The sequence below is a fragment of the Streptomyces sp. NPDC007945 genome (assembly GCF_042958885.1).
In the GTDB taxonomy this organism is placed as follows: domain Bacteria; phylum Actinomycetota; class Actinomycetes; order Streptomycetales; family Streptomycetaceae; genus Streptomyces.
In genome coordinates this window covers 488,084-502,903 of the sequence record NZ_JBIBJV010000006.1, presented here as the reverse complement: position 1 = coordinate 502,903, position 14,820 = coordinate 488,084, and the positions used below count along the sequence as shown (strand labels likewise).

At 74.8% G+C, this 14,820-nt stretch carries 15 protein-coding genes; 6 read left to right on the top strand and 9 right to left on the bottom strand.

Going from position 1 to position 14,820, the window contains the following annotated elements; all coding sequences use genetic code 11:
* Positions 1-19 precede the first annotated feature (19 nt).
* A complete protein-coding gene (locus tag ACFZCF_RS21950) occupies positions 20-793 on the bottom strand; it encodes an IclR family transcriptional regulator C-terminal domain-containing protein (protein ID WP_391288135.1) in 774 nt (257 codons plus the stop codon).
* Between the two features lie 205 nt (positions 794-998).
* Here ACFZCF_RS21950 and ACFZCF_RS21945 point away from each other — a divergent pair, with 205 nt between their 5' ends.
* Entirely contained in the window at positions 999-2,153 is a 1,155-nt protein-coding gene (locus tag ACFZCF_RS21945) for a mandelate racemase/muconate lactonizing enzyme family protein (RefSeq protein ID WP_388446364.1), read from the top strand.
* The gene (locus ACFZCF_RS21940; RefSeq protein ID WP_388446204.1) at positions 2,150-3,175 is read left to right on the top strand and encodes a zinc-binding dehydrogenase; all 1,026 of its coding nucleotides are present in this window, start codon (positions 2,150-2,152) and stop codon (positions 3,173-3,175) included. Before ACFZCF_RS21945 ends, ACFZCF_RS21940 begins: the two co-directional genes overlap by 4 nt.
* A 122-nt stretch (positions 3,176-3,297) precedes the next feature.
* Here the strand turns inward: ACFZCF_RS21940 and ACFZCF_RS21935 are convergent, their stop codons facing one another.
* A complete protein-coding gene (locus ACFZCF_RS21935) occupies positions 3,298-5,523 on the bottom strand; it encodes a glycoside hydrolase N-terminal domain-containing protein (protein ID WP_391288133.1) in 2,226 nt (741 codons plus the stop codon).
* Entirely contained in the window at positions 5,520-5,723 is a 204-nt protein-coding gene (locus ACFZCF_RS21930; protein WP_391288130.1) for a Beta-galactosidase C-terminal domain, read from the bottom strand. The genes ACFZCF_RS21935 and ACFZCF_RS21930 overlap by 4 nt, the downstream gene beginning before the upstream one ends.
* A 237-nt stretch (positions 5,724-5,960) precedes the next feature.
* Between ACFZCF_RS21930 and ACFZCF_RS21925 the strand changes: the two genes are divergently transcribed.
* Both ACFZCF_RS21925 and ACFZCF_RS21920 read left to right on the top strand, forming a co-directional pair.
* A complete protein-coding gene (locus ACFZCF_RS21925) occupies positions 5,961-8,810 on the top strand; it encodes a glycoside hydrolase family 3 C-terminal domain-containing protein (protein ID WP_391288128.1) in 2,850 nt (949 codons plus the stop codon).
* A 74-nt stretch (positions 8,811-8,884) separates the two neighbouring features.
* On the top strand, positions 8,885-9,439 hold the full coding sequence (locus ACFZCF_RS21920) for a hypothetical protein (protein WP_391288127.1): 555 nt from the start codon (positions 8,885-8,887) through the stop codon (positions 9,437-9,439).
* On the opposite strand, the gene ACFZCF_RS21915 is transcribed toward ACFZCF_RS21920, so the two are convergent.
* The 6 genes from ACFZCF_RS21915 to ACFZCF_RS21890 form a co-directional block, all read right to left on the bottom strand.
* Positions 9,399-10,544, bottom strand: a complete 1,146-nt coding sequence (locus ACFZCF_RS21915) for a Cmx/CmrA family chloramphenicol efflux MFS transporter (protein ID WP_388446361.1) — start codon at positions 10,542-10,544, stop codon at positions 9,399-9,401. The two genes, ACFZCF_RS21920 and ACFZCF_RS21915, sit on opposite strands and share 41 nt — an antisense overlap.
* Positions 10,545-11,035: 491 nt before the next feature.
* Positions 11,036-11,881 carry a hypothetical protein gene (locus ACFZCF_RS21910; protein WP_391288125.1) on the bottom strand — a complete coding sequence of 282 codons (846 nt, stop codon included), beginning with the start codon at positions 11,879-11,881 and terminating at the stop codon, positions 11,036-11,038.
* Positions 11,882-11,947: 66 nt separating this feature from the next.
* Positions 11,948-12,364 carry an Imm10 family immunity protein gene (locus tag ACFZCF_RS21905; RefSeq protein WP_388446180.1) on the bottom strand — a complete coding sequence of 139 codons (417 nt, stop codon included), beginning with the start codon at positions 12,362-12,364 and terminating at the stop codon, positions 11,948-11,950.
* Positions 12,365-12,393: 29 nt separating this feature from the next.
* Positions 12,394-12,840 carry a pyridoxamine 5'-phosphate oxidase family protein gene (locus ACFZCF_RS21900; RefSeq protein ID WP_388446177.1) on the bottom strand — a complete coding sequence of 149 codons (447 nt, stop codon included), beginning with the start codon at positions 12,838-12,840 and terminating at the stop codon, positions 12,394-12,396.
* Positions 12,837-13,031, bottom strand: a complete 195-nt coding sequence (locus ACFZCF_RS21895) for a DUF397 domain-containing protein (RefSeq protein ID WP_391288122.1) — start codon at positions 13,029-13,031, stop codon at positions 12,837-12,839. Before ACFZCF_RS21895 ends, ACFZCF_RS21900 begins: the two co-directional genes overlap by 4 nt.
* Positions 13,028-13,867 carry a Scr1 family TA system antitoxin-like transcriptional regulator gene (locus tag ACFZCF_RS21890; protein WP_391288120.1) on the bottom strand — a complete coding sequence of 280 codons (840 nt, stop codon included), beginning with the start codon at positions 13,865-13,867 and terminating at the stop codon, positions 13,028-13,030. Before ACFZCF_RS21890 ends, ACFZCF_RS21895 begins: the two co-directional genes overlap by 4 nt.
* 96 nt (positions 13,868-13,963) lie before the next feature.
* Between ACFZCF_RS21890 and ACFZCF_RS21885 the strand changes: the two genes are divergently transcribed.
* Both ACFZCF_RS21885 and ACFZCF_RS21880 read left to right on the top strand, forming a co-directional pair.
* On the top strand, positions 13,964-14,428 hold the full coding sequence (locus ACFZCF_RS21885) for a hypothetical protein (RefSeq protein ID WP_388446171.1): 465 nt from the start codon (positions 13,964-13,966) through the stop codon (positions 14,426-14,428).
* Positions 14,425-14,646, top strand: a complete 222-nt coding sequence (locus tag ACFZCF_RS21880) for a hypothetical protein (protein ID WP_391288118.1) — start codon at positions 14,425-14,427, stop codon at positions 14,644-14,646. Before ACFZCF_RS21885 ends, ACFZCF_RS21880 begins: the two co-directional genes overlap by 4 nt.
* The last annotated feature ends 174 nt before the right edge of the window (positions 14,647-14,820 follow it).

Below are 14,820 nucleotides of genomic sequence, written 5' to 3'. Positions count from 1 at the left end.
ACCTTCGCCCGTCCGGGTGTCAGCGGGGGCCGGTGCGGTGGCCGAGGCGGGTGGAGAGGTCGGTGGCGCCGTGGACGGCGAGGGCGGTGAGTTCGTTCTCGCGGGCCTCGTCCCAGCGGATGACCGGGACGGAGATGGAGAGCGCGGCGACGACGCGGCCCGTACGGTCGCGGACGGGGGCGGCGACGCAGGAGACGTCCGGGTTGGACTCCCGCTGTTCGACGGCGACGCCGAGGATGGCGATCTCGGCGAGCGCGGCGCGCAGCACGTCCGGGTCGGTGATGCTGTGGGGGGTCATGCGCGCCAGCTCGCGCCCGTCGAGGAGCGCGTCGAGCTCGTCGGCCGGCAGCATCGCGAGGAGCATCTTGCCGACGGCCGTGCAGTGGGCGGGGAGCCGTCGGCCGGTCGCCGAGACCATGCGGACGGCGTGGGTGGAGTCCACCTTGGCGATGTAGATGACGTCCGCGTCCTCCAGGAGCGCCACATGGACGGTCTCGCCGCAGGTCTCGGCGATCTCGTGGGCGACCTGGCGCCCCTCAGCCGCGAGGTCGAGCTGCTCGGCGTACCGGCTGCCGAGCTGGTACGTGCGCACCCCGAGCCGGTAGCGGCCGGGTTGTTCCGGCACCGGCACGAGGTAGTGGCGGGCGGCGAGCGTGGAGACGAGCTCGTGGGTGGTGGTGCGGGGCAGTTGGAGCCGGCGGGTGATCTCGGGCGCGGAGAGCGTGCCGTCCCCGTGGAGGAAGAGCTCCAGAATGTCGAATGCCCTGGTCACCGCGGGCACGAGTCGTCCCATGGCCCCCACCTCACCCTCACGCCGTTCGATATGCCGTACCGCGACCGAAATCGCGGACAGAGACTAGTCCCGGACCGGAAGCCGGGCAACGGCCCCGGCGCGGGGGCGCCTCGAGGACGCTTGACGCCCCGGAGCGCCGCTGCCTACGGTCACGCCAACCCGCCGGACAGCGTTCGGCATGATGAACATCCTGGGAGCCTCCACCGTGCGCATCACGGGCATCACCACTCATGTCGTCGGCACTCCCTGGCGCAACCTCACCTATGTCCTGGTGCACACGGACGAAGGGCTGACGGGCGTCGGCGAGACCCGGATGCTCGGTCACACCGACGCGCTGCTCGGCTACCTCCGCGAGGCCGAGGCGAACCACATCGCGGGCTCGGACCCGTTCGCCGTCGAGGACCTCGTCCGGCGGATGAAGTACGGGGACTTCGGGCGGGCCGGTGAGATCGTGATGTCCGGGATCGCGGTCGTGGAGACGGCCTGCTGGGACATCAAGGGCAAGGCGCTGGGCGTGCCGGTCTGGCAGTTGCTCGGCGGACGGGTGACGGAGCGGGTGCCCGCGTACGCGAACGGCTGGTACACGACCGAGCGGACGCCGGAGGCCTACCACGAGGCGGCCCGCGCGGTCGTGGCGCGCGGCTACCGGGCCCTGAAGCTCGACCCGTTCGGCGCGGGCCGGCTCGAACTCGACCCGGCCGCCTCGCGGTACGCGATCTCACTGGTCGAGGCGGTGCGGGACGCGATCGGTCCGGACACGGAGCTCATGGTGGAGATGCATGGCCGCTTCTCCCCCGCGACGGCCGTCCGGCTCGCCCGCGACCTGGCCCCGTTCCGCCCGGCGTGGCTGGAGGAGCCGGTGCCGCCGGAGAACCTGAAGGCGCTGGCGAAGGTGGCCGGGAAGACCGAGCTGCCGATCGCCACCGGGGAGCGGATCCACGACCGGATCGAGTTCCGCGAGCTGTTCGAGTCCCAGGCCGCCGACGTCATCCAGCCGGACGTGGGGCACATCGGCGGCATCCTGGAGGCCCGGAAGCTCGCCGCGACCGCCGAGACCCACTACGTGACCGTCGCCCCGCACAACGTCGGCGGCTCGGTCCTCACCGCCGCCTCCCTCCAACTCGCGGCGTGCACACCGAACTTCAAGACCCTGGAGCACTTCAACGACTTCGCCGACGCGGAGATCAAGAAGGTCGTGCGCGGGGCCCCGGAGATCGACCCGGCGACCGGCTGCTTCCCCGTCTCGTACGCCCCGGGCCTCGGCGTCGAGCTGGACGTGGACGCGGCGGCGGAGTTCCCGCAGCAGCGGGCGAGGTTCGACCTGTGGGCCGACGGCTGGGAGAAGAGGCGTCCGGAGTGAGCGGCGGTCCACCCGGCCGGGCGGTCCTCGTCGAACGGCCGGGGGTCCACCGGCTCGTGGCGCGCCCGTGCCCCGAACCGGGCCGGGGCGAGGTCCTGGTGCGGGTCGCCGCCGCCGGGATCTGCCTCAGCGACCGGGAGTTGTACGAGGGGAGGCGGGCGCCCGGCTACGTGCGCTATCCGGTGGTGCCGGGGCACGAGTGGTCCGGCACCGTGGAGGCGGTCGGTCCCGGCGTGGACCCCGCGCTGACCGGCCGGCCGTGCGTCGCCGAGGGCTTCCGCCACTGCGGGACCTGCGAGCGCTGCCGGTGCGGGGAGACGAGCCTGTGCACGGCCGGGTACGCGGAGACCGGCTTCACCGAACCGGGCGCCTTCGCCGACCGGCTGCTGGTGCCCGCGCGGCTCCTGCACCTCCTGCCGGCGGACGCGGACCTGCGGGCGGCGGCGCTGCTCGAACCGGCGGCGGTGGTCGCCGCCGCGGTACGGGCCGGTCGGCCCCGCCCCGGGGAGCGGATCGCGGTCGTCGGCGCCGGGACGCTGGGGCTGCTCGCCGTGCAGTGGCTGGCCGCCCACTCCCCCGCCGAACTGGCCGTGGTCGACCCGCGCGCCGCCCGGACCGACCGGGCCCGGGCGTTCGGCGCGAGCCGCGCCCTGGACCCGGCGGCGGCCTCGGCCGCGGACGGGGAGTTCGACCTGGTGGTGGAGACGGCGGGGGCGCCGCAGACGGCCGCCTCGTCCTGCCTGCTGGCCCGCCGGGGCGGCAGGGTGGTGCTCACCGGGATGTTCGCGGAGGGCGCCACGGGCATCGACCCGGTGCACCTGTCGGTGAGCCAGCTGGAGCTGCGGAGCGTCTTCGGCGCCTCCTCGGCCGCCTGGGCGGACGCGGTGGGGGCCTTCGCGAGCGGGCTGCTCGACCCGGCGCCGCTGATCACCCACGAGTTCCCGCTCGACGGCTTCGGCGAGGCGCTGGCCCTGGTCGGCGGCGGCGCCCCGGAGGTCGGCAAGGTCCTGCTGCGGCCCTGAGCACCGCCGTACCCCCCGCCCCGCTTCCCCGTCACGGACCGCCGAGGGGTTCGATGCGGTCCAGGTGTTCCTCGCCCCGGTGCTCACGGTGCGGGGTTCGGGGCCGCCGCCGGTCCGCGGGTTCACGGACTGACGAGGACGTGTTCCTCGCCCGCCCGCAGCGCGAGCCGTCGCCTCCCGTCGGGGGCGCACAGTTCGATCGAGGCGTCGCGGGCGGGGCGGAGCACGGCCCGGTACCTGCCCGGCGCCCAGGCCAGGTCGATCCGGGCGCCGAAGCGGGTGCGGACCCCGGTGAGCCGGCCGCGGGCGCAGAGTCCGGGCGGCGGCGCGGGCAGCAGGACGAGCCGCCCCGGGGTGGAGCGGACGAGTGCCTCGACGAGCAGCGCGGGCAGGGCGTGGGCGGCGTCGGCGTTGTAGACGTGCCGCTTCGGGTAGTGCGCGCTCATCAGGGAGGCGTGGAAGTAGTCGCCGTCGAGGACCCGGCGGAGGGCGTCGCCGGTGCGGCCGGGGTCGCCGAGCCGGGCGGCGACGAGACCTTGGTGGAGGTGGCCGTGGGCGGAGTCGTTCTCGCTGCCGCGCAGGGCGAGGGCGCGGGCGGCGGCGCGGGCGAGGCCGGGGGTGTCGTACGGGGTGACGGCGTCGAGCGGCCAGACGGGGTAGAGGTGGCTGAGGTGCCGGTGGTCGTAGCGGTCTTCGAGGCCGGGCCAGGCCCATTCGGCGAGGGCTCCGTCGGCGTTGACGCGGTAGGGCGGGATCCGTTCGGCGAGGGCCCGCAGCCGGGCGGCGCGTTCGCCGGGGGCGCGGTCGGCGGCGGCGGTGAGGGCGTGGCGGGCGGCGGCGAGGTCCATGGTGGCGTTGACGGCGCCCCAGCCGCCGCCGCGCGGGCGGTTCTCCGGGGAGTAGGAGGGGACGACGGCGAGCTGCCCGTCGGGGCCGGTGCGGGTGAGGAAGTCCTCGTAGAAGTCGGCGAGTTCGAGGAGGAGACCGGTGAGCCAGGGGTCGTGGCGGCCGTCGGCCTCGTCCGCTTCGAGGAGCGGGAGGAGGAGCCAGTCGGCGGCGGCGGTCCGCAGGTGGAGGGGGTACGCGCGGTCGAAGTGGTACGCGTGGCCGCTCTCGCCGTCGGTGTGGGCGGGGGCCACGACGCCCCGGGCGCCGAAGACGGCCCGGGCGTTGTCCCGCCAGTCGGCGAGCTGGCCCCGGATGAGACGGCGGTGGGCGTCGAGGACCTCGGGCAGGTCGGCGGCGACGGCGGAGGCGGTCTGGAGGGGGAGGTTGGCGTCGGTGGTGAACCCGCCGGACCAGGCGGTGTCCCAGTCCCCGGTCCACAGTCCGCAGAGCCGGGGCGGGTAGAGGCCGGAGGAGGAGAGCAGGTGGTGGCGGCCGGCGGCGAAGAGCCGTTCGAGGAGCGCGGGACCGGCGGGCCTGGCGAGCAGCTCCGAGCCGGGCAGGGCCCGTTCGTCGGGGTGGGCGTCGAGGTCGAGGGCGACCCGGCGGTAGGCGGCGCCGTGGAGCGCGGTGTGCCGGTCGAGGAGGCGGGCGTACGCGGCGGCGGGTCCGTCCTCCCCGGTGAGGGCGCGCAGGGCGGCGGTCTCGTCGACGGGGTCGTGCGGGAGGGCGTGGCGGTGGACCCGGGTGAGCAGCAGGAGCTCCCCGGCGCCGTCGACGCGGATGCCGCGGTCGGTGAGGGTGGTGCGGCCGGTGTCGGCGAGGACGAGGGTGAGGCCGGTGTAGCCGAGGGGGGAGTCGGGGTAGCGGGCGTGGAGGGTGAGGAGGGTCTCGCCGTGGGAGGTGGCGGCGCCTCGGCCGGTGGCGAGGCCGGGCGGGACGCCGTCGAGGCGGTGGTCGAGTTCGGCGGCGACGCGGGGGCCGGGTTCCGTCACGTACTGGACGAGGACGTCGTCGGCGCGGGAGGCGAACACCCGGCTGACGCGGGTCCCGGCGGTGGCGGTGGCGACGCCGGTGGTGAAGTCGATCGCGCGCCGCGTGCCGGTGCGGTCTCCGGGGGGCTCGGCCCGCAGGCGGGTGAGGAAGCCCGGGTGGAAGGGTTGGATCCAGCGGAGCGGGCGGCCGTCGGTGAAGGCGTCGGCGGCGGTGTGGTCGCCGGCGAGGAGGGCGTCCTGGAGGGCGGGGAGCCGGTCGGCGAGGCGGGGCGGGTCGGTGTCGCCGGGCCGGTGGTGGGGGCGTACGAGGGTGTGGTGGGTGACGATCACCCGGTCGTCGGCGGGGTCGCCGTACACCAGGGCCCCGTGCCGGCCGTTCCCGGTGAGGAAGGCGTCCTCCCAGCGGGCGGCGGGGGCGGGTTCCCAGGTGCCGTGGACGGGTCCGGTCGGGAGTGCTCCTCCGGTCATGGCTGCTCCTCCAGGACGGCGGCGCCGAAGCGGTCGGGGGTGAGGGCGGAGTCGGGGGTGGTGCCGGTGAGCAGGTCGCGGTGGCGGCCGGGGACGGTGACGGTGCCGGGCTCGCGGCCGTGGTGGAGCGGGCAGAGGAGGCCGCCGCGGCGGACGGCCTCGACGCCGTCGGGGGGTCCGAAGCGGCGGCGCCGGGACATGGTAGTCGAAGCGCTTCGACGTCGCTGCGAGGTCAAATCACGACCAGGGGCGCGGCAAGGGCCGTTCAGCCGATTCTCGCGTCGGCGCTCCCGTGGGTCGCTTGCGCTCAACCCCGGCGACCGGGAGGGAAGGTGAAGGGGCCCTACGTCTTGACACCCACCCGGCGGGACTGAAGCATCGAAGCGCTTCGAAATCTCCGGCCGCCGGACGGTGGCCGCCGTCCAAGGGACTCGTACGTGACCGCAGACCGGCCGCCCTTCCGTGACCCCTCCCTCCCCGTCGACACGCGCGTCGCCGACCTCGTCGGCCGCCTCACCCCCGCCGAACGCCTCGCCCTCCTGCACCAGTTCGCGCCCGGCGTCGACCGCCTCGGACTCGCCGCCTTCCGCACCGGACAGGAGGCGCTGCACGGCGTCGCCTGGATGGGCCCGGCCACCGTCTTCCCACAGGCCGTGGGCCTCGGCGCGAGCTGGCACCCGGAGCTGGTGCGCCGGGTCGGCGAGGCCGTCTCCCGCGAGGCGCGGGTGATGCGCGCCAAGGACGACCGGGTCGGCCTCAACGTATGGGCACCCACCGTGAACCTGCTGCGCAACCCGCTGTGGGGGCGCGGCGAGGAGGGCTACGCGGAGGACCCGGTGCTCACCTCCGCCCTCGCCGTCGCCTTCACGCGCGGCCTGCGCGGCGACCACCCCGCGTACTGGCGCACGGCGCCGGTCCTCAAGCACTGGCTCGCGCACAACAACGAGACGGCCCGCGACACCTCCTCGGCCTCCGTCCGCCCGCGCGTGCTCCACGAATACGACCTCCGGGCCTTCCGGGGCGCCGTCGAGGCGGGCGCGGTGGCCGGCGTCATGCCCGCGTACAACCTGGTCAACGGCCGCCCCAACCACCTGTCCCCGTACCTGGAATCGGAGCTGCGGACCTGGACCGAGCAGGAACTGCTCGTCTGCTCCGACGCGGGCGCGCCCAGCAACCTCGGCGACTCCCAGGCCTACTTCGACACCCACGAGGAGGCCGTCGCGGCGGCCCTGCGGGCGGGCGTCGACTCCTTCACCGACCACGGCACGGACAGCACGATCGTCCTGGGGCGGCTGCAACGGGCCCTGGAGCGGGGACTGATCGGCCAGGAGGACGTGGACCGCGCGGTCCGCCGGCAGCTCACCGTGCGGATGCTGCTCGGCGAGTTCGACCCCGAACACGACCCGTATGCCCGGGAGTCGGCGTACGACACGGCCGACCACCGGGAGCTGGCGCGCGAGGCGGCGGAGGCGGCGCTCGTCCTGCTGCGCAACGAACCCGTCGGCGACGCGCCCCTGCTGCCGCTGCGGGAGGGCGGGCGGATCGCGGTCGTCGGGCTGCTGGCCGACGCCGTCAAGCTCGACTGGTACAGCGGCGCGCTGCTCCACCGCTCCTCCCCGCTCGACGGCGTGCGGGAGCGGTTCGGCGCGGACCGGGTGGACTTCGCGGAGGGCGTGGACCGGATCCGGCTGCGCACCGCCGACGGGCGCGCGCTGCGCGTGCCCGAGCCGGCGGACGGCGGGTCCGCACGCGACGCGCAGATCGCGCTCGACCCGGCCCTGCTCGCCGGCCGCACCGACCTGCCACCGCTGACCGCGGACACCGAGGGTTCGGTCCTCGACCTGATGGACTGGGGCGGCGGGGTGCTGACGCTGCGCGCCCCCGACGGCCGGTACCTGTCGGTGGCCGAGGACGGCCTGGTGCGCGCCTCCGCGGACGAGCCGGGCGGCTGGGTCGTCCAGGAGACGTTCCGCTTCGAGACCCACGGGGACGGTCACCTCCTTCGGCACCTCGGGACGGGGGGCTACGTCTCTGTCGCCGCCGACGGCGCGAAGGTTGCCGCCGATCGGGAGACGGCCGACGTCTTCGCGGTGGAGACGGTCGAGCGGGGCGAGGACGCGGTGGCGCGGGTGGCCGCCGGGTCGGACGCGGTGGTCGTCGTCGCCGGGAACGACCCGCACATCAACGGCCGGGAGACCGAGGACCGCACGACCCTCGCGCTCCCGCCCCACCAGGACCGCCTGTGGCGGGCCGCGCACGCGGCCAACCCGCGCACCGCGCTCGTCCTCGTCTCCTCCTACCCGTACGCGGTCCCCGACGCGGCCGCCGCGCTCCCGGCGCTCCTGTGGACCGCGCACGGCGGCCAGGCCGCGGGCACGGCGCTCGCGCGGGTCCTCGCCGGGGACGTCTCCCCCGCCGGACGGCTGCCCCAGACCTGGTACGCCTCCGACGCCGACCTGCCGGACCTGCTCGACTACGACGTCATCGGCGGCCGGCAGACGTACCTGTACTTCGACGGGACGCCGCTCTTCCCCTTCGGCCACGGGCTGACGTACACGAGCTTCGCCTACGAGGACCTGACGGCGGCGGTGGACGCGGACGGGGTACGGGTCTCCTGCACCGTCACGAACACGGGCGCCGTCGCCTCGGACGAGGTGGTCCAGGTGTACGCGCGGCCCGTCGCCCCCTCGGTCCCCCGCCCGCACCGCGCGCTCGTCGCCCACGAACGCGTCCACCTGGCGCCCGGCGCCACCGCCGCGCTCGCCTTCACGGTGCCGCTGTCGGCGCTCGCGTACTGGGACGTGGCACACGGCCGGTGGGCGGTGGAGCCGGGGGCGTACGCGTTCCTGGCCGGCCCGTCGTCGGCGGACGCCCGCCGCACCGTCCTGGTGGAACTGGCCGGCGAGGCGCCGGGCCCGCGCCCGGTTCCGGAGGCGGGTCTGGAGGCCGTCGACTACGACGAGCAGACCGGCACGGCGATCGTCGACCGCACCCGCGTCTCCGGCGACGCGGTCGCCCCGGCGGACCCGGCCGTGCCGGGCACGCTCCTCTACCGGGCGTGCGACTTCGGCGACGGGGTCACGGAGGTGGCCGTGACGGCGGCCGGGGAGGGCGAACTGGTCCTCTCCGCGGGCTCCCGGGAACTGGCCCGCGTGACGCTGCCGCGCACCGGCGGCCGGTACGCGTACACGACCGTCGGCGCCCCCTGTCACATCCGCGACGTGACGGATCTGCGGGTCGAACTGCGCGGCCCGCTGCGGCTCGCCCACCTCGCCTTCCCCGGCTGAGGACCGGGGCGCGGCTCCCCCGTGTCACGGCCGGTTAGGCTCACCCGGTCCATGACACAGGGGAGGGAACCCACATGATCCGCACGAAGCCCCTGCGGCGGGCCGCGCTGGTGGCCGCCGCGCTGGCGGCCCTGGCCGTCTCCTGCGGCACCACCCCGGAGCCGGACGCCCCGGCGAGGGGCCGGGCGACGACCGCGACCACGGCGGCACCGGAGGCGACCGGGGCCGCCGGGACGACGTCCGCGCCCGACGGCGCCGACGCCCTGCCCGACGACTCCACGCCGCCCCCCGCGCCCACCACGTACGACCCGTCCGCCCCCGCCCCGGGCGAGAAGGTCCGCGACGCCTTCGCGACCCTCCAGGCCACGCTCGGCGACTCCTGCGCGACGGACTGCTCCTACTTCCTCGGCCGCGTCCACAAGGAGCTCCAGGAGCTCGACATGGCGATGAAGGCCGATCCGAAGGGCCCCGGCCACTTCCCGGAGCCGATCGCGCGGATGGCGGAGCTGAACGAGACCCTCGGCGGGGACGCGTCCTACCCGAACCTGAAGAAGCACCAGAAGGAGCTCATCGGCACCCGCGACTTCATCAACACCTGGATGCAGGACCATCCGGACGACTACCGCTGACGGCCACGACGGCCAGCGCGGCGGCGACGAGCCCCGCGCTCAGCAGGAACGGTCCCGTCGCCCGCTCCAGGACGGTCGCGGCGAGCAGCGGCCCGGCCACCGCGCCCACGTTGAGCGCCGCCGTCGCGTACGCCCCCGCGAGCGCGGGCGCGCCGGCGGCCTCGTACAGGATGCGGGCGATGAGCGTGCCCCCGAGGGCGAACGCCAGGGCGCCCTGGACGAGGAGCAGCCCGAGCAGCGCGGCCGGTCGCTCCGCGAGCGCGGCGAGGCCGACCCAGCCGGCGAGGAGCAGCGGCCCGCCGACGGCGAGGACCCGGGCGGCGTGACGGTCGGCCAGCCGCCCGGCCGCCGTGACCCCGGCGAAGGAACCCGCGCCGAACAGCACCAGGGCGACGGACACCCAGGCGGCGCCGAGCCCGGCCGGGCCGGTCACCACCGGCGCGAGGAAGGTGAACGCGCCGAAGGTGGCGGCGTTCACCAGCGCGGCCGGCACCAGGACACGGAGCAGCCGGGGCGACCGCAGCACCCCGAACTCGGCTCGCAGGGAGAGGCGTTCGCCCCGGACGCCGGGCACGCCCCACAGGATCCCGAAGGCCGCGGGCACACACAGCGCGGCGACCGCCCAGAACGCGGCCCGCCATCCGGCGACGGCTCCGAGCAGCGCGCCCCCGGGCACCCCGACGACGGTCGCGACGGTCGTGCCGCCCAGCAGCACCGCGAGCGCCCGCGCCTTGCGGTCCGCCGGGACCATGGCGGTGGCGGTGGTGAGCGCGAGCGCGAGGAACCCGGCGTTGGCGAGGGCGGCGGCGACCCGGCTGAGCAGCAGGACGGCGAAGCCGTCCGTCACCGCCCCGACGAGGTGCGCGGCGAGGAAGACGAGGACGAACAGGAGCAGCCCGCCGCGCGCGGACCGCCCTCGGGTCAGCACGGCCATGAGGGGCGCGCCGACCACCATGCCGACGGCGAAGGCGGAGGTGAGCGCACCGGCGGCACCGACGCTCACCCCGAGGTCGCGGGCGAGGTCCGGCAGCAGACCGGCGAGCATGAACTCCGAGGTGCCCATCGCGAAGACGGCGAGGGCGAGGGGGAAGAGGGCGAAGGGCAGGGACGGCGGGCGCGGCAGAGCGCGCGCGGGAGGCGGGAGGGACACGGAAGGCTCCGAGGGTGAGGCGGGAGGGACGAAGGACGTCGTCGCGTCACCACCGCGGCCCCACCTCACCGACCCCTCGGGAGCGCACGGGCACACCGGAACGGCCGCACGGCGCGGGGCGCTGCGGTGGTCGGTGGCCGGGTGCGGCTCAGGGAGTACGGAGGCTCAGGGGCTGACGGCGTGACCGAAAGCCCCCCGCTCTGGACGCCTCGGGGCTGGACATGGTGGGCACGGTACCTCTCGGCCCCGCTCCCCGCACCCGGTTTCCGGGCCTAGGGACTGTCGTCAAATCCCGCCGTCGCCCGGAGGGCGGCCCCGCGGCGTCAGGTGCGTGCTCTCGGCGTGCCGGGCGCGAGGCCTCGTACGGGACGTACTTGGCCTTGTGCCCGGTGCGGCGAGAGTGCGTGCAGGGCGTCGTGGGGCAGGCGGGAGTTTGACGACAGGCCCTAGGAGCCGGCCTGTTCGTCGTGGGCTTCGAAGACCGTGCCGTCGGCGCACGGCCTGCCGGCGAACCGCTCGGAGGCCGCGCCGTCCAGCCCGACCCGGTCGCCCTCCCGGACGTAGAGCCCGCCCTTCGGGCCGTACACGGCGGCCTCGCCGTCCTCCTCCCGGACCGACCAGCCATGGCCCCAGGCGACGGCCGTCGGCACGGCGCCCGCGTGGGTCCTCACCGCGACGCAGCGGTCGTCGGTGACCACGAGCATTCCCGAGAGGTGCGCGGAGCGGCCGGGCGGCGTGTCGCCCGCGCCGCGGGTGAGGACCTTCGCGAAGGGCTTCCCGCCCGCGCCGGCCTGGTCCGGGCGGCCGGGTGCGGGGGGCGTGGTCGCCCGCGCCCCACACGCCTCGGGCGGGAGGTCCCGGAGGGAGGGCCGCGAGTGCCCCGAGTCCGGCGGCGGCACCTCGAACGCGTAACAGCCGGTCACCCACCGACTCGTCGGGAAAGGGATGCCGGCCGCCTGGCCCTGACCGACCAGTTCCGCGACCACGGTGACCACCCCGCCCTGGCGCGTGGCGCCGACGAAGCCCCCCGCGGGCTTCGCGGGGCGGAAGACCTCGGCGATCTCCCCGTCGGGAAGGCTGCCGTTGGCCGCCGCCTCGCCCAACCGCTCGCGGTGCGTCGCGACGTTCGCCCGCAGGTCCTGACGCGCCCGGTCCTCGGCACGCGCCGGCTGCGTCTCCAGCCAGACCAGGCCGCCGAAGGCAGCCGTGAGCAGCAACACCAGAACGGTCAGGCAGCCGTTGAACAGGCAGCCGCCCGGCGTACCCGTCCGGACCTGTGGTCGTCTCGCCATGATCGCAGCGTGCACCACGGGTGCGCGGCGGTCATGGCCGTTTCCCCGATCGTGACCGGGGCCGCGTCACCACGTCACGACGGGCAGCGCGTCCGGACGGCCATAAGCAAGGATGCGCTGGAGGGCCTCCCGCATGCGCACCACGTCCTCGGCCGGCGCGTCCAGGACCACCTCGACCACGGGATCCTCCAGGCCCAGGTCGTCCAGCCGCGCGGGGTCGAACGTGACCCGCAGCAGGTCGCCCTCCAGCTCGACCGCGCGCAGGCATCCGTACGCCGTGTTCTGGTCGGGGGTGACGACGCAGTAGGAGTCCATCCCGAGCCGAACGTCCTGCTCGTCCGGCTCCTCGATGCCGCCCTGGAATTCGAGCGCGAAGCTCTCCTCGTCCTCCGACTCGATGACACCGGCCGCCGGGACGTACGCGCCCGGCGGAATCTCCTCGTGCCATCCGTAGGCGATGGTCGCCACGAACCTGTAGCTCATACGCCTGTTCTACCAGGCCTGTCGGGACCTCACTCCACGGCCCATTCCCCGTCCTTCATCAGCTGCCGCCCCGCGAGCTCCGGCTCCTCGTGCCACGCCTGCACCTCCACCGGCCGCACCCGGAACCACCGGTACGCGGGCCCGGCCTCGCGCGCGTGCCAGCCGGTCTTGGCACGGAAGCCCTCGGCGGCCTCCGCCGGAACCTCGTCATGCGGGTACGCCGTGACCTCGCCGTCGAGGAGAACGACGTCCCTGGTGTCCCCGAGGGCGAGGCGGGTACGGGGGCGGGCGACGAGGTTCCGCCCGGTCGGGTTGGACAGCCGGGTCACGAGCCACACGTCACGCCCGTCCCAGAAGAACGACAACGGCACGAGATACGGCACGCCGCCGTCCCCTGCGGAGGCGACCCACACGTCCTTCTCGCGGGTCAGCCGCTCCCGCACGTCGCGGACGCGCCGCGCGCTGTCGCGTATCACCGCTTGACGGAGGCGAGGAAGGCGGTGAAGGCGGAGGCGGAGAGGATGAGGCTCGGGCCGGCGGGCACCTTGGAGTCACGGACGGGGACGACGCCGTGCGCGGGGACGAGGTTGTGGGCGACCTCGACGCAGTCGGCGCCGCCGTTGCCGCTGTAGGACGACTTGAACCAGAGGGGGTACTCGTTGGTCACAGCAGGCCCTTTCGTACGTCCTTCATCATGGTCACGGTGTCCGCCTGCGACAGCGATTCAGCCGCGAGCTGATGATAGGCCGTGAGCATGGACGATACGGCTCCGTTTTCCCGCTCCAAATGGCCCCTGGACTGCGATTCGGCGTACGAGATCACGGATCTGTCCGGCAGGGTCAGCAGATAGAGGGGAAGGTCGAGCGGTCGCCGCTCTCCTATGGCGAACGGCGCCACTTGGACGACCGTATTCGGCCGCTCCGCAAACTCGATCAGTCGGTCGAGCTGGGCGGCCATGACGTCGGGGCCACCGACAGGACGGCGCAGACAGCTCTCGTCCATCACGACGAAGAGCATGGGAGGGTTCTCTTGCTCCAAGAGCTGCTGGCGCTTCAGCAGGTATGCGACCCGCTCGGCTGCCTGGTCCGCCGTCGCCGCTCCGCGCGAGACGAAGCTCCTCGCCACCGTCCGAGCGTACTCGGGCGTCTGAAGGAGCCCGGGGACGATTCCGATCATGAACAGGCGGATCTCGACGGCCTTGCGCTCCTGGACGACGTACTCCGGGAAACCTTCCAGGAGAAGCCCGTTCCTCAGCTTCTGGCACTCCCGGTTGAACGACTGGTCCGTACCTACCAGCCCGAACGCCACATCCAGGGCTCCCGAAAACTTGAGAGTTGAGCGTCTGCTCCCGGTTTCGACGGCCGAAATGTGCTTGCTGGAGTACCGGGTCCGAGTGGCCAGTTCCTCTTGTGTCCAGCCCCGATCTTCGCGCAACCTGCGCACTCGCGCCCCATACGCGGCCATGAGCCCATCGTCCGGGTCGAGGTCCTTGCGGTTGACCACGACTCTCCCTCCAAATCTCGTACGTTGAAGGAGCTTTGACTCTAGGCCACGCTGATGGCTCCCGGTAGTGAAACCGCTACAGAGAGGAGCGTGCCCATGCCCGCAGACGACCCCCCGACCCCCCTCCCCGACCTCGGCACCTACATGGCGGAAGACACCACCGAGGGGACCCCTCGGCTCGGCAGAGTCACCGCCTGGGACGGCTCCCTCCTCCACCTCCAGCCGCCCGGCGGCGGCACCGTGTGGACGGCCGCGCCGGCGGACCTGCGGCGGCCGGACGAGCGGGAGCGCGCGCTGATCCGGATCCTCACCCGCCCCGTCACGGCCATGGCGCCGCCACCCGTCCCGCAGACGTGGCAGGAGCCGCCGGTCGTGCTCTCCGTGGAGCCCGTACCTCCCGCCGTTCCCGCACCGGGCTGTGCTCCGTGCGCCCTGGCCGCCGACTGGGAGCGGCACCACCGCCACCGGGAGGACCACTCCGCGGCGGCCGACTGCCGGGTCGAGATCCGCAACCATCCGCACGGCACACCGAAGTTGAGGCTGCCGGACGGACGGCCGTGACGAGCCTGCCGCTGCACCGGCTGCGGCCGCACCCCGGGCCGGAGTCCGAGGTGACGGTGACGGCGTGCTGCATGGACGGCGGGTGCGCGTGGGAGTCCGAGCCCGTGCCGGCGAGCACGGCCACGGGGTGCGAGGCGCACGCGGCGGCCTCGGGGCACAGGACGTTCGCCGTGTGCGTGGAGTACATCGCGCTGGTCACAGCGGAGGGCGGCCGCTGAGCGGGGCCGGTCGGGCGCCGGGCGCCGTTCGGGACGGGCGGCGGTCGAAGCCGGAGCGACATCGTCGCCGCCGCTCGCGCCGACCAGCCTCCGAAAGCCGGGCCGGGGACCGGGTGGTCATCCGAGGCAGCGCCGGAAAGACCCGACCGACGAGGCCGGCTGGCGCCTTCTCGC